Annotated in this window: 16 protein-coding genes; 1 reads left to right on the forward strand and 15 read right to left on the reverse strand. The window is 62.6% G+C overall.

What is annotated here, in order from left to right; genetic code table 11:
* Positions 1-94: 94 nt before the first annotated feature.
* The 14 genes from OGM60_08875 to OGM60_08940 form a co-directional block, all read right to left on the reverse strand.
* Complete coding sequence (locus OGM60_08875; protein UYI98987.1) at positions 95-1189, reverse strand: hypothetical protein; 1095 nt, start codon at positions 1187-1189, stop codon at positions 95-97.
* 126 nt (positions 1190-1315) lie between these two features.
* Positions 1316-2401, reverse strand: coding sequence for an isocitrate/isopropylmalate family dehydrogenase (locus OGM60_08880; protein UYI98988.1), 1086 nt, complete (start codon positions 2399-2401; stop codon positions 1316-1318).
* Positions 2402-2407: 6 nt separating this feature from the next.
* Complete coding sequence (locus OGM60_08885) at positions 2408-3106, reverse strand: hypothetical protein (GenBank protein ID UYI98989.1); 699 nt, start codon at positions 3104-3106, stop codon at positions 2408-2410.
* A gap of 15 nt (positions 3107-3121) precedes the next feature.
* On the reverse strand, positions 3122-3550 hold the full coding sequence (locus OGM60_08890; GenBank protein UYI98990.1) for a hypothetical protein: 429 nt from the start codon (positions 3548-3550) through the stop codon (positions 3122-3124).
* Between the two features lie 5 nt (positions 3551-3555).
* Positions 3556-4635: an NAD(P)-binding domain-containing protein gene (locus OGM60_08895; protein UYI98991.1), complete on the reverse strand. Its 1080-nt coding sequence runs from the start codon at positions 4633-4635 to the stop codon at positions 3556-3558.
* Positions 4636-4733: 98 nt separating this feature from the next.
* The gene (locus OGM60_08900) at positions 4734-5687 is read right to left on the reverse strand and encodes a DegV family protein (GenBank protein ID UYI98992.1); all 954 of its coding nucleotides are present in this window, start codon (positions 5685-5687) and stop codon (positions 4734-4736) included.
* A 79-nt stretch (positions 5688-5766) separates the two neighbouring features.
* Positions 5767-6351: a ribosome-associated translation inhibitor RaiA gene (raiA, locus tag OGM60_08905; protein UYI98993.1), complete on the reverse strand. Its 585-nt coding sequence runs from the start codon at positions 6349-6351 to the stop codon at positions 5767-5769.
* A gap of 317 nt (positions 6352-6668) precedes the next feature.
* Positions 6669-7628, reverse strand: a complete 960-nt coding sequence (locus tag OGM60_08910) for a transporter substrate-binding domain-containing protein (protein ID UYI98994.1) — start codon at positions 7626-7628, stop codon at positions 6669-6671.
* Positions 7629-8412: 784 nt separating this feature from the next.
* Complete coding sequence (locus OGM60_08915) at positions 8413-9525, reverse strand: hypothetical protein (protein UYI98995.1); 1113 nt, start codon at positions 9523-9525, stop codon at positions 8413-8415.
* An 11-nt stretch (positions 9526-9536) separates the two neighbouring features.
* On the reverse strand, positions 9537-10343 hold the full coding sequence (locus OGM60_08920) for a phosphoribosyltransferase family protein (GenBank protein ID UYI98996.1): 807 nt from the start codon (positions 10341-10343) through the stop codon (positions 9537-9539).
* 101 nt (positions 10344-10444) lie between these two features.
* Positions 10445-12139: a regulatory iron-sulfur-containing complex subunit RicT gene (gene ricT, locus OGM60_08925; GenBank protein ID UYI98997.1), complete on the reverse strand. Its 1695-nt coding sequence runs from the start codon at positions 12137-12139 to the stop codon at positions 10445-10447.
* Complete coding sequence (locus OGM60_08930; protein ID UYI98998.1) at positions 12130-13257, reverse strand: DNA polymerase III subunit; 1128 nt, start codon at positions 13255-13257, stop codon at positions 12130-12132. The genes ricT and OGM60_08930 overlap by 10 nt, the downstream gene beginning before the upstream one ends.
* Position 13258: 1 nt before the next feature.
* Positions 13259-13942: a dTMP kinase gene (tmk, locus tag OGM60_08935; protein ID UYI98999.1), complete on the reverse strand. Its 684-nt coding sequence runs from the start codon at positions 13940-13942 to the stop codon at positions 13259-13261.
* A 185-nt stretch (positions 13943-14127) separates the two neighbouring features.
* Complete coding sequence (locus OGM60_08940) at positions 14128-15345, reverse strand: IS3 family transposase (protein UYI99000.1); 1218 nt, start codon at positions 15343-15345, stop codon at positions 14128-14130.
* Between the two features lie 145 nt (positions 15346-15490).
* Here OGM60_08940 and OGM60_08945 point away from each other — a divergent pair, with 145 nt between their 5' ends.
* Positions 15491-16465, forward strand: a complete 975-nt coding sequence (locus OGM60_08945; GenBank protein ID UYI99001.1) for a zinc ribbon domain-containing protein — start codon at positions 15491-15493, stop codon at positions 16463-16465.
* Positions 16466-16587: 122 nt separating this feature from the next.
* Here the strand turns inward: OGM60_08945 and OGM60_08950 are convergent, their stop codons facing one another.
* Entirely contained in the window at positions 16588-19179 is a 2592-nt protein-coding gene (locus OGM60_08950; GenBank protein UYI99002.1) for a DNA topoisomerase I, read from the reverse strand.
* Between the last annotated feature and the right edge of the window lie 16 nt (positions 19180-19195).

Genomic DNA, 19195 nt, shown 5'->3' on the forward strand with positions numbered 1-19195 from the left:
AGTGGTTTCGGCAGCAAAAAGCCCGCTAGAACGTTGTCCGTTCTAGCGGGCTAAATCAGGCAGATCGGCTAGCGCGCAGTAGTGCAGGCAAACCTTACGCAAACAGGCCGTAGATGCTGATGTTGGCCTTGGCGTAGAGGCCGTTAGCATACTCGGTCCACTTGGAGCTGGCGCTCGAAGCCTGCGAGGAATACTGCTGGTAGGCGGTGTAATAGGCGGTCATGGCCTGCTTATAGGTAGCGCTATCGGCCGTAAAGGCATCGTCGGCAAAGGCCTTAGCGTAGGTGCTGCTCTCGTCCTTCCAAGTGCCCTTTGAGCTATCCCACTCATCGCCGGCAAGGTTGATGATGTAGTCGGCGTAATCCTTGCTCGCGGTCTCCTCGTTGCCGTCAGAAGGCTCGGTCGGGGCGGTCGGCATGCTTGCGGAGCTATCGCCCACCTTCTTCTTGTAGAGCTTCTGCAGCGTCGCGGACTGGCGGACGATCTGCTTGGCCTGGTCCTTGGACACGCCATACTGCGTGGCCATGGTCTTGTAGTCAGAAGTGCCGATGGAATCCTCGGCGTACTGCTTCATCTCCTTGGAAGAGACGGTAATGCCCTCGTCCTCGGCAGCATCGAGCAGGATCTTGTTGCGCACGTAGGACAGGATGACGTCGGCAGAAGGAGCGGTGTAGTTGCCATCACTATCCTTGACGGTATCGAGGCTGTACTGGCTCTCGATGGCCTCGCGCGCAGTGATGTCGCTCTTCTTGCCGTTGTAGCTATAGCTTGCCACGGTCGAATCGAGCTGATCCTCGGTGAGGGTCGCCGAGCCGACACCCTTGCCGCCAAAGCCGCCATTGCCAATAAAGAAGCCGACCACCGCAGCAATCACGACTGCAACCACAAAGGCGGCGATCATCGTCTTCTTGTGCTTGGATGCATGGTCGTCTTCGTCGGAACCCAGGATATCGTCGTCCTCATCCTGGGCCTCGGGCATCAGATTCTCATCAGCGGCGTCCGCAGCAATCTGTGCCTCCAGACGGGCGTCTTCCTCCTCGGCCGTCGTACCGGCAGCAATGTGCTCGGCAGACGTACCGGTGACCAGATCGATCTTCTCATCCTCGTCACCGTCGGGGCCTTCGCCGCGCTCGATGATCTGGATGCCGTCGATCTCGTCCTTCTCGTCCTTCTTTTGAATCAGACCCATATCGGTTACTCCTTGTTAGGAAACATAGTCCTCAATAGAATACGCCCGACAGAGCGCCGGGCGTATTGATTCTCAGGTTATACGCAAACACTTAAGTACTATTTAGGCGTTTGCAGCACGCATGCCTTAGGCCAGGTGCGCGATAACGGCATCGGCAAAGGCCTGCGTGCCCACGGCCCCCTCGACGGAGCCGGTCTGGGCACGACGCACGTCACCGGTAACCTGCTCGCCCTCGTCGAGCGTGGCAGATACGGCGGCGCGAATGCGATTGGCAGCGTCGTTCTCGCCCAGGTGATCGAGCATCATCGCAGCAGAGAGAATCTCGGCCGTGGGGTTGGCGATATCCTGGCCAGCGATATCGGGCGCGGAGCCGTGCGTTGCCTCGAAGATGGCGCAGTCGGCACCGATGTTGGAGCCGGGGGCCATGCCTAAGCCGCCCACCAGGCCAGCGCACAGGTCGCTCACGATGTCACCGTACAGGTTGGGCAGCACCAGGACATCGAAGTCGTTGGGGTTTTGGACCAGGCCCATGCAGGTGGCGTCGACGATCTTGTCGTTGAACTCGATATCGGGATAGTTGGCGGCCACCTCGCGCGCAACGCGCAGGAACAGGCCGTCAGTCGCTTTCATGATGTTTGCCTTGTGTACAGCCGTCACCTTTTTGCGGCCGCAACGGCGGGCGTACTCAAAGGCATACTCCACAATGCGGCGGCTCTTGGCGATGGAGATCGGCTTGATCGAGATGGCGGAATCGGCGGCGAAGGTCTTCTGGCCCGAGCGCTCAACGAGCTGCGAGAGCTCCTCGACCTCGGCAGCGCCCTCATCGAACTCGATGCCGGCGTAGAGGTCCTCGGTATTCTCGCGCACGATGACCAGGTCGACGTCGCGAAAGCGCGATCCGTCGCCCGGCTGCGACAGGCAGGGGCGCACGCAGGCGTACAGGTCAAAGTACTTGCGCAGGGCCACGTTGACGCTGCGGAAACCCGTGCCGACCGGCGTGGTGATGGGCCCCTTGATGGCAACCTTGGTCTCGGCGACCGCATCGAGCACGTGCTGGGGCAGTGGCGTGCCAAACTCGTCCATGACGCCGGCACCGGCCTCCTGGACATTCCAATTGATCTGGACACCGGTGGCCTCGACCACGCGGCGCATGGCCTGCGTAATCTCGGGACCGATACCGTCACCGGGAATCAGGACTACATCGTGCGCCATAATCTGTTACTCCTCGTTTTCGGCGTCGTCAGATTTTTTAACGCTAGCACGCTTCTTCTTTTTGGAGAGATCAAGGTCAAAGCGTTTAACAAGCATTTCGCAAATCTCGCTCGAACGGGCTTTGAGATAGCTGCCCTTGCCGTTCTCGGCATCGAACTTAAGGCGCAGCGCGAGCTTCTCGGCGACCTCGGCGTCGATCTCGCCCTGGCCAAACTCGTACAGGCAACCGAGCATGTCGCGATACTCGAGATCACCGTGGTAGCACTGGATGGCCTCGTCCAGGATGGGCCAAGCCTCGCGCGAACGCTCGACACTCGTGGCGCCCCACACGCACAGCAGGCGGAAGGCGGCATAGCGCAGCGTGGAGGAAATCTCGTCGAACAGCGCGGTCTCGGCGCCCTCAAAGGCATCGCCCAGCTGCTCGGGGCAGGTGGTGGCGAGCGCCGTCAGGGCATCGAGGGCCTCCCAGCGGGTCTGAGCCTCGGGGCGGTCGAGCGCCTCGATCAGTGCGGGCACGCAGGGCACGACGCGCTGCGGATCGCGCTCGGCAAGCAGGTGCAGCACGCGAGCGGCAAACTGGCGGATACGGCGCGTGGGGCAGCCGAGCTCCTGGACCAGGCGGTCGACGGCGTTCTCATTCTCCTCTGCCAGCTGGAGCTGTGCAAGCTCCTCGTTGGTGAGCTGTTCGTCTTTATTTTCTGCCATAGTTACCTCTTCTTACTATTTCTTAGCGTGCTTGCCAGCACCCTTGCTGTCATCGGTGACCGAGATGAGCTGTCGGTCGGCAGCGCCATTACGACGCGCACGGCGGCGTTCCTCGGCATCGCCCGCGTCGGCGGCGGCGCGGTGTGCCTTGTTGACGTTAAAGACCTCGTCGTGCTTGCGCCACGGACCGACGGACTCGCCAAAGCTCATCTTAAGGCCGGCGATAAAGCCGCCGAGCCAGCCGATCGGCGCAAACTGCACCAGCGGGAACAGCGAAAACACCCAGGTTAGCAGGACGACTGCCGCCGCACCTGCAAAATTGGCGATCCAGTAGTCGCGCTTGGTGATGACGCGCTTTTCGCACGCCCACTGGCCGCACAAAAAGCCGATGTAAATCGCAAAGAGAAAGAGCGCCAGCGCGAGCACCACGAACGTCCAGCTCATGGGCGCTACTCCTCGTGATGATGGCCGCAGCAGCACTCGTGGCCGTCGTCATGGCCGTGGCCGCCGCAGCACTCGTGGTCCTCGCCATGGTGGTGGCCGCAACCGCACTCGTGGTCGTCGCCGTGCTCGCCGCAACCGCAGCCTTCCTCGTGGGCACCATGCTCCTCGGGACGATACTGCGACCAGTCCAGACCGGCGGCGATGGCGTCGGCCTCCTCCTTATAGAGGACCGTGATGGCCTGGGTGCCCAGCTTGGCGCCACCGATGGCGTCGAGCATGTCGTAGAGCGTAAAGGCCACGTCGGCCCCGGGCAGCGCGAGCTCGCGATCGTCGGCGTAAGCGAGCGCCAGGCGCAGGTCCTTGATGAAGTGTTCAACCATAAAGCCGGGCTTGTAGTCGCCGTCGAGCGCCTTGGGCGCCAGGCTCTCCATGGCGCCGGACTTGCCGGTACCGCCCAGGATCATCTGGCGGGTCTTCTCCAGGTCAAGGCCGCTCAGCTCGGCAAATGCCATGGCGTCTGCCATGCCGACCATGCAGGCGCCCAGCGACACCTGGTTGGCGAGCTTGGCAGCCTGGCCCTTGCCGGCGCCGTCGAAGCAGCAGATGTTGGCCGCAAAGGTGGCAAGGATGTCGCGGACCGGCGCGATGTCGTTCTCGGTAGCGCCCACGATAGCCGTGAGCGTACCGGCGATAGCGCCCGACTCGCCGCCGGTGACGGGGCAGTCAAACGCCATGCGACCAGAAACCTGGGCGGCCTCGGCAATGTCACGGGCAAGCTCGGGCGAGCTCGTGGTGAGGTCGATCAAGACCGCACCCGGCTTGGTGCACGCGAGCAGGCCGTCGCCCGCCAGGTAGAGTTCCTCGACCTCGGAGGGATAGCCCACCATGGTAAAGACGACATCGGCGTTCGCCGCGGCATCGGCCGGCGTATCTGCCCAGACGGCGCCGCGCTCGATAAGCGCCGCCGCCTTGGACTTGGTGCGGTTGTTGACCGTGACGGGATAGCCGGCGTCCAGAATGTGGCCGGCGATGGGGGCACCCATGATTCCGGTGCCGATAAATGCGACGGAGAGCTTGTTTGCCATGAAACCTTTCCTTTTGGGTTGGGTGTTGTTACCAGGTTGAATACTCGGTGCCAGCGTTTGGGCTGTGAGTCGAGGGCGATTACGGACGCAGCGCTTGCCTACTGACCGCGCACGCGGCGGGCGATACGGTCGGAAAGCGACGCCTTGTCGGCGCGGTTCTTACCCCAAAACGCGCAGCCCACCATGCCGGGGCCCACGTGCGAGCCGATGGTGGGACCCACGGAGCCGCGAATGATCGTGACGTCGGCGCAACCCTCCTCCTTGCGGATGGCGGCTTCGAGCCAGTCGCCATCCTTTTCGGCATCGGCCGTCATGATGGCGATGGGCATGGTGCGATCGGGCACGTAGTTCTCGCGGAACGACTTGAGGATGGACTTGAGCGCCTTCTTGCGGCCGCGGTTGACGCCGATCAGCGACAGCGAGCCGGCCAGGTCGTAGGAGAGCTCGGGCTTGACGTCGAGCTTTGCCGTGAGCTGCGCCGCCGCGGGAGGAATGCGGCCACCGGCAGCCAGTGCGTCGAAGCTCTCGAGCGTAAAGTAGCCGTGCACGTAGGTCTTTGCCTCGTTTGCCCAATCGACCAGCTGCTTGGCGGTCAGTCCCGCCGAACGCTGGCGCACGGCCTCGAGCGCCAAGAGCGCACCGGCCGCGCAGGGCAGAGCGTTGTCGACCACGTAGAGCTCAAAGTTGGGATACTCGGCGCGCACGACATCTGCCGCCTGGCACGCGGAGTTGTAGCTCGACGACAGCGCCGAGGTAAAGCACAGGTAGACCGTGGGCGTGCCCTCTTTGGCGCACTCGGTAAAAAACTCGATATAGCGACCGAGCGACACAGCCGAGGTGGACACGCGGGCACCGGCGCGCATGCGGTCGTAGAACTCCTTAGGGCTCATGCTCGACCAGATGTCGTCTGTGCGCTCCTCGCCATCGATAATGAAAGGGAAACCCAGGATATCGACATCAAGGTTCGCGGCGACCTCGGGGCTAAAGTCGCAGCAGGTATCGACGACGATGCGGCAACGGTTCGAATGACCGGCGGATGCGGCCTTGTCCATCAAAGCGACTCCTTACGTAAAAAGGCGGCCACCCGCATGGGATGGCCGCCAACCGTTAACTCATGCAAGTTAACGTATTTTACTCGTCAAGTGTTTCGATGCGGGGCTTGATGATGCCATATCCACCATTCTTACGGTGATACACCACATTGATGAGACCGGTCGTCGCGTTCTCGAACACGTAGAAGTCGTGGCCCAGCAGATCGGTCTGCACCAGCGCCTGCTCCTCGGTCATCGGGGTGACGTCGATAACCTTCTCGCGGACGAGCAGATCGTCCTCTTCCTCGGGCAGCAGCAGGTCGGCCAGATCCTCGACGCGCTCGACCGGCGCGACATCCGCGGCACTGGCACCACCCTGGCGGTTGTCCACGACCTTGGTCTTGAACTTGCGCAGCTGGCGGGTGACCTTATCGGCGGAGAGATCGATGGCGGCATACATATCTGCGCCGTGCTCGGCAACGCGAATCACAGAACCGCGGACACGAACCGTGACCTCGACGATTGCCGGGTTGGGGTTCGAGGGGTTCTTCTCATAACGAAGCACGACGTCGACTGTCATGGGCTCGATGTCGAAAACCTTGAGCGCCTCGCCGATTTTCTCATCCACATGCGCACGCAGAGCATCGGTTACCGTCGTCTTGCGTCCAGAAACCTTGATATCCATACGTGGCTCCAATCTGCCTCGGGGACTTACCGTACTGGCTATGTACCCATTGCCGTGCATTTAATCACGCGAATTCCCAAAGACCCGAATAACGACTGCTTGATACCGCATACCGAAGTCTCGCACTTTTCCGTGGCAAAGTGCGCTATAGGAAGGCGTCGACGGAGTTAATTTTTCTCCTGGAAATTAGCTTTGACCTGCTAGTTTTACCAAAATAGAAAAGCCGGGCTCCCCTATTTGGGAGACCCGGCCATGCGTGTTGAAACCGTGAAGAAGCGCCTTGTTCGGTGTATGGCAGACGCCACCCCTACCAATAACTAGCTATTGAGCTTGTTGATGTCATCGTCGGTGATGGCGCCCTCCTGGCTAGACGACGGACTGTCGCCGTTGTTATCAGAGGCGTCGCCATCGGAGGACTCGGTCTCGTTGGACGTGGAGTCGGATGCCTGCACATTGGCCCCCGAAACAGTCTTGGCGGTAAGGTCATAGGGCATCTGTCCGTACCAGACGCAGTGGACTGCCTCGAGCGTGCCATCGACCGTGATGCCATCGAGGGCATCGCTCGCGGCACGGCACAGCTCATCGTTAGAGCTTAGGCCTGCGACGCCAAGCGTGGAGGGCGCCTCGAGCGTACCGACATAGGAGATCTGGCTCATCAGACGCGCGAGGTAGCCACCAGCCGTGGAATCACAGATCACGTAATCGACCTCGCCCGACTCGAGCGCCTCAAAGCACTCATTGATGTTGGAGAAGGTCTTTTGGTTGGCGGTGATGCTTTGCTTGGCGAGCGCCTCCTGCGAGGCCGAGGAGGTCTGAACGCCCAGGGTAGCGGTGTTAAGCGTTTCGGTGGAAACGCTCAGCGACTCGCCGTCACTGCTCTTGCCGAATACGGCGGGGGCGTCGTACAGACAGGTGCCAAGTGAGCTGATATCGCCGTCCGTAGACCTGGCGTCGCCAATAAAGATGTCGGCCTTTTTATCGCTGAGCGCGGAATCGGCCGAGGACGCATCGACAAAGGCGACTTTGAGACCCATGCGGCATGCAAGGGCACGAGCGGCATCGACCGCATAGCCCGTGAGGTTTCCGTCGGCATCCTGCATGGCTTGCGGGGCATCGGAAGTATCGAGGGCGACCGTCAGGGTTCCCGGCGTGACTAGGGCATCGTCCGATACCGTGGGGGTAACGGTCTCGCGCTCGATCTGGTCGATCGTGGGCGTCGTGAACGTGGACAGTGGATTGAACGCACATCCACTCAGGCCCAAAACGGCAATGACCACCGCGGTCCCAGCACCTAACCGAGCCGCATGCATCAAGCTGCCCCTCACCATGTCCACTACCCTGCCTTCTGTGTCGTATACAATCCGTGCCCTGCACGGAATATCGGGTTGTTCCCACCAGCTGACCTGGTATTTGACCCCACACTTGCGCACCGGGGCGTTTGCTCGGGAGGCCGCAGCCACCTTCACGACTGGCCCGCTCGCCCGCGAGGCGGTATTGCCCCAAAGAAAGTAGAACGGACGGTGCGGCTTACATCTAGGACGCGCCATGATCGCGCCGCGCGCACGCGGTCGCTTACGTGGATCCCTTTGACCGCGTCTGTCTTGGACTAGGATGGGCATTTCGTCCGTCCGCAACCACAGCCTGGCAGGAACGTAGCGCATTATAGCTAAGTTCAAGCTATAGTTTAAGGTTAGGGACGTTATTCGCATCGCGAGCACAGATTTCGCAGGTCGGGGCGGACCATTCGTGCCCCCATGAAGCCCGGAGCTCCCCCACGGGGAGCCCCGGGGCACCCGTCTCAGGGTGCCGTGTGCAAAAAACGGCAAATATGAGTACTGCTACCAATTTAGTAGCAGCGTATTTCCGCCCCACGAGCCCTTTTTGAGTTCCGCACAGCCCGCTTGGCGCCAAGATATTCCACATTCGTTTATTATCTCTTCGCTGAATCCAGTTTTTCGGCCCAAGTTTCTTTATTTTTGCTGTCACTAATCTAGTAACAGTACTCATATTTGCCGTTTTTTGCACAGGGCATATAAACAGACCCCCTATAAAGCCATAGTTTTACGCCGGCTTGAGCCCAAAGCACGCTCGGAGCGTATTCAGCAGAGCATCTTGCCTCTTTCGACGAGCCTCTACACGATTCTGATATCGTTTACCCATACGCTGGTGGATGCGCCATGCGAGCGCTTCCATCGCTTCCATGTCGCAGAGCATCTCGTTGTTGACCGTCGCGACCTCGATTCCCATGGACGCCAAACCCGTATTGCGTTTTTCATCGTGAATGCGCCCGCCGCGAGACGAATGGCCCTGCTCACCGTTGTATTCCAGGTCAAACCGAGCTGCTTCCTGATAGGCATCGCAAACCGCATACGGCATCCCCGAGATCGCCTGCGCACGGTCGTTGAACTCGATCTTGTGGTCGGTCTTAAAGGGACCGCAGGCAAATCCGCCATAAGAAAACGGAAGCGAAAACATGGCAAGCATGATGCATTCCATGGGTGAGCGCAGGTTTTCCGACAGAAAGGGGCACAACCGCCGCAGCTGCTTGGCCGCGCTCCCCTTGCATGCCGCAAGGTAATCTGCCAGGCGATCGGGCGTCAGCACTGGCTCGACCTCAAAGTAGCCCACATCTGACGGCTGGTCCTTATCCTTTGCAAGCCTGTTCACGGTAGGCGAGCTGTAAGGGGGCAGATACTGCCCGCGATCGCTCAGCGAAATCTTGGAGCACAGCTCCTGAGCCAGGGCAAATGCCTGGATACAGCCGACTTCGCACGCAACGGCGGCACAGAGGGCCTCGGGAGACAAGCTGTACACCCCCGGCTCCACCTCCAAAATCGAGGCGTCCGGCAGGTCTGTAGAACAAACGGACCAGCTTGCACCAGGCATGCGGCGACGCTGCTTCGCCGACCCCACCAGCAGGCACAAGTCTTCTTGGACCTCGCCACTCACGGCCCCGATCCGCACCAAATCGGGAAGATAAATGTCCTCGGCCGAGGGAGACGATGTATGCAGCACACGGCGCTCTTCATCGGGATCGAGGTCTCTCCAGCTGATGTAACCCATTTGTCGGCGCTCGGCGCGCATCATGCGCAGCGCCGAGGCACCGGTCAGGACTACGGAGGCCGCCAGTTGCTCGCTTGTCGGCTCGATGCGCCGCGCTATCTTCACTGCCACAAAACCATCCCCTACCAAACGCGTGCGATAGCGAGGCCATCGACTGCTGCGGCGCCGGCACGCCTGAGCTCCGCCGAGGCTGCTGCCATGGTCGCGCCCGTGGTAATGACATCATCGATGAGCAGCAGACGGCGGCCGCGCACATCCTCGACCGTCTCGTACATGCCCCGGGCATGCTCCCGGCGCTCATCGCGGCCGAGCTCTCGCTGGTCACCATGACCGTATTTGACCAGGGCGTCCAGCAACGGGACACCCGAAAGATCGCAAAACGAGCGCGCGATTGCTTCCATATGGTCGAATCCACGCCGCCGAAACGCCGCCGCAGTCGCGGGCACAAACACCACCGCGTCCGCACCGGACAACACACCGCCGTAGCGATCGGATGCTGCCACCTGGGCATGCAAGGCAGTGTCGTAGAGCAACTCCGCCAGATACGGTGCCAGACGGCGCTCGCCCGCATCCTTGTACGCCTTGATGATGCGCGGCAGCGGATGTGCATAGACGGCACACGCCAGGCAGCGATCGAGCGCCTCGGCCATTGCCGAAGACGTGCCCTCGACCGAGCACTCGGTACACAGCAAATCCCCAAACGGGGCGCCGCATCGGATGCAACTATGACACGGATCGATGAGCGCGAGCGATGCCAGACAATCCTGGCAGATCAGCGCACCGGAACGCTCGCAGCCAGCGCATCGCGTGGGCGACAACGCCTCGAGCGCCTCATACGTCGCGCGCTCGGCAAGCGGTAGCAATTCGTCCGCAAACGGTAGGACGCCTGCGCCCTGCAAGCGAGTCAATACGTTCAGATGTCTCTTCATGACACAACCCTCCCTACGCGAAGGCGAAGGGAGGGTTGTCGGTGTAGAGCCATGATACCCAGAGGTGCTGGGGTCAGGCGGGTTACATCCGCTTACGGACGTTATTCGCCGGCAGGCGGTTGCGGTACGGACGAGGTGCGGGTCGAGCCTTCGCCACCGTCCTGGCGCGGCTTGCGGGAGCGACGGCGACGGCGACGCTTTTGACCCTGGTCGGTCGAGCCCTCGCCGCCGCGATCCTCACGCGGTTCGCACTCGTCGCGAGCGCCGCCGTGCGAAGCCTTGGCGGCAGCTCCTCCGCCATCGCCGGGGCGACGGCGCGTGACCTTGACTTCGCCATCCGAAACCTGATCGGCCACAGAAGGAATCGAGGGTTTCTGCTGCGCGCCCGAGGAATGGCGACGACGCGGACGTGACGCGCGCTCCTCCTCGCCACGCGGCTTGCCAGCCTTGTCGGCAGGCGCGTCGGAGGCCGAGGCGCCCTTGGGAGCGGCACCGGCCTCGCGAGCAGCTGCGGCGCGGAAGGCGTCCTCGCGCTCCTCGCTCGACAGGTGACGGCGACGACGGCGCGTGGGGTTCATGCCACCGCCGCGATTTTGCTGCTGGGGCTGCTGAGCCTCGCGCTCGCGGGAAGCGTTCTTACCCGCGGCCTCGCCATTGTCGACGGACGCCGTGCGCTTGCGGCGGCGACGGCCATCGGCTGCTCCCTCGGTCTCGGGCGCCTCGGCCTTGCCGCGGCCCTTTCCACGGCCACGGCCCTCGCCCTGGCCCTGAGCGGTGCGAGCATCGGATTCGGCATCGCGACGACGGCGCTTGGGCATCGATGTGCCGGCCAGACGATCGGCGCTCGACAGGCCATCGCCCACGTCGACGCCGTTTTCGCGATCGAGTTCCATGAGCGCCAGACGCATCTCGGGCGACTCGATGCGCTCGAGCACGTCGCGCGTCACGCAGTCGGGGCGGCAGTTGCAGCCCTGCTCGGCGGCCTTCTTTTTGCAACCCTCCGAGCACGTCATATCGGCCAGGTTGACCTTAAAGACTTTGCCGTTCTCCAGGCGCAGCACCAGCTGCTCACGCGGCGTGTCATATTCCTGGATGCGCGCCTTGCCAAGCGGCGTATCGATAAGCGTCTTCTTTTTGGGCGCGCGGCTCTTAAAGTCCTTGTACGCCTCGAACTCGTAGCGCAGGCAGCACATCAGGCGGCCGCAGACGCCACTAATCTTGGACGAGTTGAGCGGCAGGTCCTGCTCCTTTGCCATGCGGATCGAAACCGGCTCAAACTGTCCGCCAAAGCGCGTGCAGCAGAGCTCCTGGCCGCACTGGGCATAGCCGCCCACCAGGCGGGTCTCGTCGCGCACGCCGATCTGGCGCATGTCGACGCGAATGTGCAGCGTCGAGGACAGGTCCTTGACGAGCTGACGGAAATCGACGCGCTCCTCGGCCGCAAAGTAGAACACAGCCTTCTCGCCGCCAAACAGGTACTCGACGCCGACCGGCTTCATCTCGAGGTCGAGCTCTTTGACCAGACGACGGAAATCGACCATGGCCTCGTCGCCCTGGATGGCCAGGTCGTCGGCAAGCTGCAGGTCGATGTCGCTCGCCACGCGCAGCACGGGCTTGAGCGGCTGGCCGATCTCATCTTGCGGCACCTCGAAGGGATCGGCCGTGACCAGGCCGATCTCGGTTCCGCGCTCGGTGGAGCAAATGGCATAATCGGCCTCGAGGATATCCAGATCCTGCGGATCAAACCACAGGTCGCGCGAGGCGTAGGTAAACTTAACGGGTACGACTAACGGCATTTCAGTGCCTTCCTGATATCGAACAGCATGACCTCGATGGCCAGCTGGGGAGTAACGTTTCTGGCGATGTTGCGCTCGGCGGTCGCGACCGCCTCGAGCGCCCGGGTGGCACCCGCAACATTCGTCGCGGCGGCAAGCCGCCCGATCGTGTCGCGCACGTCTTCGTTCACGACGTCGGCCGCCTCGTCCTGAAGTGTCAGCAGCACGTCGCGCATGAGCGTCCGCGCGCTCGCCAGCGCTTCCATGATACCCGAACGCTCGCGCGCGTTGAGTTCGCGCTTGTTGCGGTCCTCAAGCTGCTTCAATGCTCCACGCGACAGGTAGTCGGCGTTTTGCTCGAGCACCTTTTCCTGTGTGGACTTGACCTCGGCGAGCGGCGCCTTAACGGCGACGATGAGCGACTTGGCGCGGCTGAGCACATCAGCCTCGTCGGCAGCGATGAGCGAATCGATGGCGCGGACCATTTGGCGGCGAGCATCCTGGCGCTCGGCACTCTTAAGGAACTCGATGCCGCGTGTGGGGCTTCCCGCCACGGCGACCGCCATGCGGCAACGCGCGAGATCCTGACCCGTCGCGCGGCTCACGGCCTGCGCGGCCACGGTGGGCGACACCAGCCGAAACGGCACGCACTGACAGCGGCTCACGATGGTGGGCAACATCACGTCTGCCGAGGTGCCCAACAAGATGAACATAACGCCCTCGGGCGGCTCCTCGAGTGTCTTGAGCAGCGCGTTGGCGGTGTTAGCGCGCAGTTGCTCGGCACGATCGATGATGTAGACCTTGGCCTTGGCACGGATGGGCGCCAGCGGCACGTCATCGAGCAGCTCGCGGGTCTGGGCAATGAGGTAGCCTGTGGCGCTCTCGGGCGTGTAATAGTGCACGTCAGGATGCGTATGCCGAGCAACGCGTACGCAGCTGTCGCATGCTCCGCAGCCGTCCTGCTCGCACAGGAAGGCCTGGGCGAGCGCCCATGCGGCATCGAGCTTGCCGGCACCGGGAGCGCCCAAAAACAGGTAGGCGTGCGATGCGCGGCCGCTGGCGACGGCGTTGGTCAAAAAATCGCGAACGCGCTCTTGGGTGTCGAGCTTGGCCAGCAGGCTTGCCTGAGCGGGGGCCACGTTACTCGGCCTCCTTGGCAAGCGCGGCGGCGACAGCATCTTGCGGAATGTCGAGACCGTACGCGCGAATCTGCTCGACCGTCTTCTCGAAGACTTCCTCGACGGTCGCAGTGGCGTCGATGAGCTTTACGCGGTTTGGCTCCTCGGCAGCAATGGCGCAAAATCCCTGGTAAACGCGCTCTTGGAAGGCTATGCCTTTTGCCTCCATGCGATCTGCCGCACCACGAGCTGCCATGCGCAGCGCCGCCTGCTCGGGCGTGATGTGGTAGACGAGCGTGAGCGCCGGATGCGTACCGGCGACAGCCAGGTTGTTGGCATCGCGTACCATCTGACGGTCGAGGCCATCGGCAAACGCCTGGTAGCAGGTCGTGGAGTCGTAGAAGCGATCGCACAGGACTACCTTGCCGGCCGCGAGGGCGGGAGCTATGACCTCGTGCACCAACTGGGCACGCGCCGCCTCGTAGAGCAGCAACTCGCAGGTGTCTCCCATCGCCGTATTGGCGGGGTCGAGCAGCAGAGCACGGATCTTTTCGCTGATGGCGGTACCGCCCGGCTCGCGCAGGCTCACAACCCGGTAGCCAGCGAGTTCGAGCGCGCGGGCAAGCAGACGCGCCTGCGTGGACTTGCCGGCGCCGTCGACGCCCTCGAGCGTGATAAAGCTATGTTGAGCGGGCTCAAAAGCCATGGGCGCAGCCCCTTCCTACAAGGCGCGTAAATGCAGATATATCAACCAAGCCATGATACCCCAGGGGCAGGCGCGCCCCAAATCGGACCTAGTCATTGGGGACGTTCTAAAGTTGCGGTGAAATAGGGACTGTTTGGCGGTCTCAGAGCTTCAATCGGGGGTGCGGACGATTTCTTGGACCGCGCCTAGGCGTATCCAAGCTTCCTGCGGTACTCCATCGGGCTCAGCCACTCGAGGGACTTCTTGATGCGCCCGTCCCGATAGTACACGAGGTAGGCCTCGAGCCTCCCCATGAACTCCTCGGCCGTCACGCCCTCCCAGTCCCTGTAGCGGAAGAACTCGTTCTTGAGGCGGCCGAAGAAGCCCTCGCAGGCCGAGTTGTCCGGGCTGCAGCCCTTCGCTGACATGCTCCTGACCAGGCCGTTCTCCTCGCAGATCCCGATCCACTCCGGCCAGCGGTAGTGGCCGCCCCGGTCCGAGTGGATCGTCGTGCGCGCGCCCGCCGGCCTCGCCGCGCAGGCCTTGAGCAGGCTCGAGTTCGCGAGGCGCTTGTCGGGGTGCAGCCCGATCGACCAGGCGACGGGCATCCCGTCGAAGCAGTCGATGACCGGGCTCAGGTAGACCTTCTCGCCGCCCGGGAGCCTGAACTCGGTGATGTCGGTGAGCCACAGCCGGTTGGGCTCGTCGGCGTGGAAATTCCTGTTCACGAGGTTCTCCGGCGCCTTGGAGACCTCGCCGGCGTAGGAGCTGTAGCCCCGGGCGCGCCTCTTGTTGTAGACGACCTCGAGGCCCTCCTCGCGCATCACGCGGGCCACGCGCTTCTCGCTGGCGCGGACGCCCTCGCGGCGCAGGCGCGCCCAGACGGTGCGGTACCCCCAGCACCCCGAGCCCTCGCGGAAGATGCGCACCACGCGATCGCGTATGTCGGCGTCGCGGTCGCGCGGCGCGGCGACGCGGGGCCTCCAGTACTCATAGGAGCTCTTCGATATCCTCAAGAAACCTGTGATCGAGCGGAGGGGCAGGGCGGTCGCCCGCCTCAATCTCTCGCCGAGCTCGCACTTGCTCCTGTTCGAGATCGAAGCCGGGTCCCACCCTTCCGCTTTTAGGTCGGCCAACACCGCCCTGAGCAGCAGGTTCTCTATCTGGTCCTCGTTGAGCCCGGCGAGCGGGCCGGTCGCGGGCGGGGCGTAGATCGACTTGTCGGGGCCCAAGCTGGCCTCCTTCCGTGGCGGTTCCCTCGCCACGATTCTACAGCCCCCGCCGGTGTAGCTGCGCGGGAGGTGGCCCGTCGCCCACTTCTTGGCCGCGCTCACCGTGACCCCCGCGAACTCCGCGGCGGCGGTGGGCCCCATGCCGTCCTCCGTCGCCAGGAGGAAGAGCTCGACCTTCTCCCTGCTGTACATGCGAACCTCCAGTCCGGACCGCCCCGCGGTCCAACTTTCTGTCCGCACCCCCATCAGTCCCTATTTCACCGCAACTTATGATGGGGAATTTTGAGCGCTGGGTATAATCGTCGTATTGATTTGAAATGTGGCGAAAGGAGTGGCAATGTCTCGGTATTGCGCCTCGTGCGGCAAACTTCTTGCAGATGATGCCAAGTTCTGCACCTCATGCGGTGCACCCGTTGAGCAGACAACCGCAAGCAATGGCCAACCCGCGTTTGAGCAGACCGACTTCCTCGATACGCCGCAAGCTAAGCCGGACGACCCCCTCGCCTATCGCCCCGACCCCGCCGCCAGCCCCGCAGCGGTCGAAACGACGCAGCGCATACCCGTCGCGGACACCCCGCCCCAACAGCAACCGGCATCTACGTACGCGCCTGATTCACCGCAGGCCCCCGCCGCCAAAAAGAGCAGCACCAAGGCGCTTATCGCCGTTATCGTTGTGCTGGTGGCAATCATCATCGCCCTGGTCGTTTTCTTTGTGATCAAGCCTTTCGACAATGCCGCCACGCAAACGACTGCCGAGATTACTAAGCTGCACCATGATGTTGACGATGATGACCTCAAGCCCCTCGACGACCCCAATAGCCTTTTTGACGATGACGACGATGATGGCGGCGAAGCGACCCTCTCCGAGCAAAACCTCTACCGTCGCCTGAGCGAATACTACGACCTGCTCGAAGATCTCGATAGCCAGGTCCGCGCCTGCGCGCAGGCCTTCAATGGCAGCTATCTGGAAGAGGACCGTACCACCCGTCAAAATCTCGCCGACGTCGCCGAGCGCACGGAAGACACCATCGAGCAGTACTACGATATCGTCGAGGACCTGGACGTCCCCATGAGCTCTAAGAACTACAGTTCCTGGAAAGACATCGTTGCCCTGTATGACGACCTGGACAACCGCATCGACGCGATCTGCGATGCCTGGGAGATCAGCCTAAAGTACGCAAAGCCCGCGGACCATAAGGACGAAATCGTGACGCCGCTGGCACGCGACAACGAGCCGGGGACCAACAGCAACAAGTACCGTCAGGACTTTGAGGACCGCTATCCCGGCGCCAAGCCCGTCGAGGTGAACTAGTCGCATGCGACGTTCTTAAACGACTAGTCATTCAAGAACGTCCCCAATGACTACGCAAAAAACGAGCGGGGGTCATGGGACCCTCGCTCGTTTTTGTTTTGGGCAATGTTTCGGCTGCACCGCTACTTGTCGGCGGCTGCCTTCTTGGTGGTCGATTTCTTGGACGTCGTCTTTTTCGCCGTCGTCTTCTTGGCAGCAGTCTTCTTTGCTGCCGTGGTTTTCTTCGCCGTGGTCGCCTTGGTCGCAGTCTTGCGACCGCGGGTGGGCTTCTTCTCCTTGGTCGGGCAGTCCATGTTCACGCAGATGCGCCACGGGCCGCGCGCGGTGTTGACCACCACGATGGGGGCGCCGCACTCGGGGCAGGTCTCGCCCGTCGCCTCGAGCTTGCCACGCGCCGGCAGCGGATAGCTCACGCCGCAGTCGTCATAGTTGGTGCAGCGGATAAAGCGCTTGCCGCTCTTCTCGCTCTTGTGTGCGATCAGGTCGCCATGGCGTCCTGCCTCGGCGCACACCTTGCACTCGCCCACCTTAAGGTCAGGCTCGTAGTTGGTGGGGCATGTGGGGTTCACGCAGATCTCGAAAGCCTTTTGGCGGAACGGCTGGCACTTAATGCGCGGCGCACCGCATTCGGGGCACACAGCAGCCTCGCCCTCGAGCGGGCTCACCTTGACGCCGCTCGGCACCGGATAGGTCACGTCGCAGTCGGGCCAGCCCATGCAGCCGATAAAGCTGCCGCGGGTCTTGGCACTCGTCTTCATAACCAAGTCCTTGCCGCACTTGGGGCAGGCACCCACGCGCGCATCGGCCGTGACGGCGTCGCTGATGGCATCGCCCAGCTCCTGCGTATGCTTGAGCAGCTCGTCGAGCACGCCGGCCAGCAGCGCGCGCGAGTGCGTCACGACATGCTCTTCGGTGTCCTCGCCGCGTTCCACGCGGGTCATGTCGCCGTCGAGCTCGCTGGTCATATCGGGGCTCGTGATGCGCGGGGCAAACTGGGACAGTGCGTCGATGATGGCGATACCCAGCTGGCTCGGCTCCACGGGATCGTTTTTAAGGTAGCGCACGGCGTACAGACGCTCGATGATGCTCGCGCGCGTGGACTTGGTGCCCAGGCCGCGCTTTTCCATCTCCTGCACGAGCTTGCCCTGGCTGTAGCGTGCGGGCGGCTCGGTCTGCTTGGCCTCGAGCTTAATGTCGAACACGTCGACCGTATCGCCCTGCTCCAGCGGCGGCATCTGCTCGTCGCGCTTGAGTCCATACGGATACGCCTCGCGGAAACCCGGGGTCACGAGCACATCGCCCGAAGCCACGAACGGCTCACCATTGACGTCGAGCTCGAGCTTGGTGTTCTCGATGGTCGCGGGACCCATGAGCGTTGCCAGGAAGCGACGGGCGATGAGGTCGTAGAGCTTGCGCTGGCCACCGTCGAGCGCGGACGGATCGCCCTCGCCCGTGGGATAGATAGGCGGGTGGTCGGTGGTCTCGACCTTGCCGCGCGTGGGCTTCATGGGACCGGCGAGCACCTTTTTGCACACGGGCGCCAGCGCCGGGTTGATCTTTGCCAGGTCGCTCACCACGGCGCCCAGGTCGAGCGTCGCAGGGTACACGGTATTGTCGACACGCGGGTAGCTGATGAGGCCCGCCATGTAGAGGGACTCGGCGATGCGCATGGTACGCGCAGGCGAGATGCCCTCGGCCGCGGCGGCAGCCTGCAGCGAGGTGGTCGCAAACGGCGTGGGCGGCTGCTGCTTACGCGAGCGCTTGGTCACCGCGGCAACGGTCGCCGTCGTAGCGCCGTCAACGTGGCCGTACGCTGTCTCGGCAGCATCCTTGTCGGTAAAGCGTGCCGTCTTGTGCGCAATCTTAAAGCGGTCGTCCTCGGCAGCACCCTGCGCGGCGCCCATGCCACGGATCTGCCAATAGTCCTCGGGCACAAACGCCATGCGCTCGCGCTCGCGCTCGACCACCAGGGCAAGCGTCGGCGTCTGCACGCGGCCGGCGGAACGCACGTTGCCAAAACCGCCAAACTTGGCGAGTGTTAGGTAGCGCGTGAGCACCGCGCCCCAGATGAGGTCGATGTGCTGACGGCTCTCGCCGGCGTCGGCCAGGTTCTGGTCGAGCGAGACGAGATTATCGAAGGCCTGCGTGATCTCGGCCTTGGTAAACGAAGAATACTGGGCGCGGGCGACCGGCAGGTCGGGCGCAACCTCGCGCACCTTGTTGAGGGCGTCCGAACCGATCAGCTCGCCCTCGCGATCGAAGTCCGTAGCGATGATGACGCTGTCGGACTTCTTGGCAAGGTTCTTGAGCGAACGAATGAGCTCCTTCTCGGCCGGTAGCTTAATGACGGGCGCCCAGGTGAGATAGGGCAGGCTCTCGAGCTTCCAGCCCTTGATGGAGATGCCATCGGCAAGAAACGGCTTGCGCTTGGTGTCGTAGGGCGGACGTGCCAGGCCATCGGGTATGTCGGCCGGCAGCATCTCGCCGTCCTCGGTGACCGAATACCAGCCCAGCTTTTTATCGAACAGCACGCTGTCACAAAAATCGGGCGCGAGGATGTGACCGGCAAGGCCGATCGTCACGCACTCCTCGCCCTTCCACTCAAAACGGTAGATGGCGGTGTTGTACACCTTGTCCTTTTTGGGCTTACCCGTGGACAGACGCTCGGCGATCTGACGCGCGGCGTCGTTTTTCTCGGCGATGATGAGCTTCAAAAGAGGCTCCTATCTC

The sequence above is a fragment of the Coriobacteriaceae bacterium genome (genome assembly GCA_025757745.1).
Taxonomy (GTDB): Bacteria; Actinomycetota; Coriobacteriia; order Coriobacteriales; family Coriobacteriaceae; genus Collinsella.

Coding starts and splice junctions, on each gene's coding strand:
- OGM60_08890 (UYI98990.1), bottom strand. CDS start 3,550: ATGAGCTGGACGTTCGTGGTGCTCGCGCTGGCGCTCTTTCTCTTTGCG.
- ricT (UYI98997.1), bottom strand. CDS start 12,139: ATGCCGTTAGTCGTACCCGTTAAGTTTACCTACGCCTCGCGCGACCTG.
- OGM60_08945 (UYI99001.1), top strand. CDS start 15,491: ATGTCTCGGTATTGCGCCTCGTGCGGCAAACTTCTTGCAGATGATGCC.
- tmk (UYI98999.1), bottom strand. CDS start 13,942: ATGGCTTTTGAGCCCGCTCAACATAGCTTTATCACGCTCGAGGGCGTC.
- OGM60_08875 (UYI98987.1), bottom strand. CDS start 1,189: ATGGGTCTGATTCAAAAGAAGGACGAGAAGGACGAGATCGACGGCATC.
- raiA (UYI98993.1), bottom strand. CDS start 6,351: ATGGATATCAAGGTTTCTGGACGCAAGACGACGGTAACCGATGCTCTG.
- OGM60_08880 (UYI98988.1), bottom strand. CDS start 2,401: ATGGCGCACGATGTAGTCCTGATTCCCGGTGACGGTATCGGTCCCGAG.
- OGM60_08940 (UYI99000.1), bottom strand. CDS start 15,345: ATGTACAGCAGGGAGAAGGTCGAGCTCTTCCTCCTGGCGACGGAGGAC.
- OGM60_08900 (UYI98992.1), bottom strand. CDS start 5,687: ATGGACAAGGCCGCATCCGCCGGTCATTCGAACCGTTGCCGCATCGTC.
- OGM60_08920 (UYI98996.1), bottom strand. CDS start 10,343: ATGAAGAGACATCTGAACGTATTGACTCGCTTGCAGGGCGCAGGCGTC.
- OGM60_08885 (UYI98989.1), bottom strand. CDS start 3,106: ATGGCAGAAAATAAAGACGAACAGCTCACCAACGAGGAGCTTGCACAG.
- OGM60_08895 (UYI98991.1), bottom strand. CDS start 4,635: ATGGCAAACAAGCTCTCCGTCGCATTTATCGGCACCGGAATCATGGGT.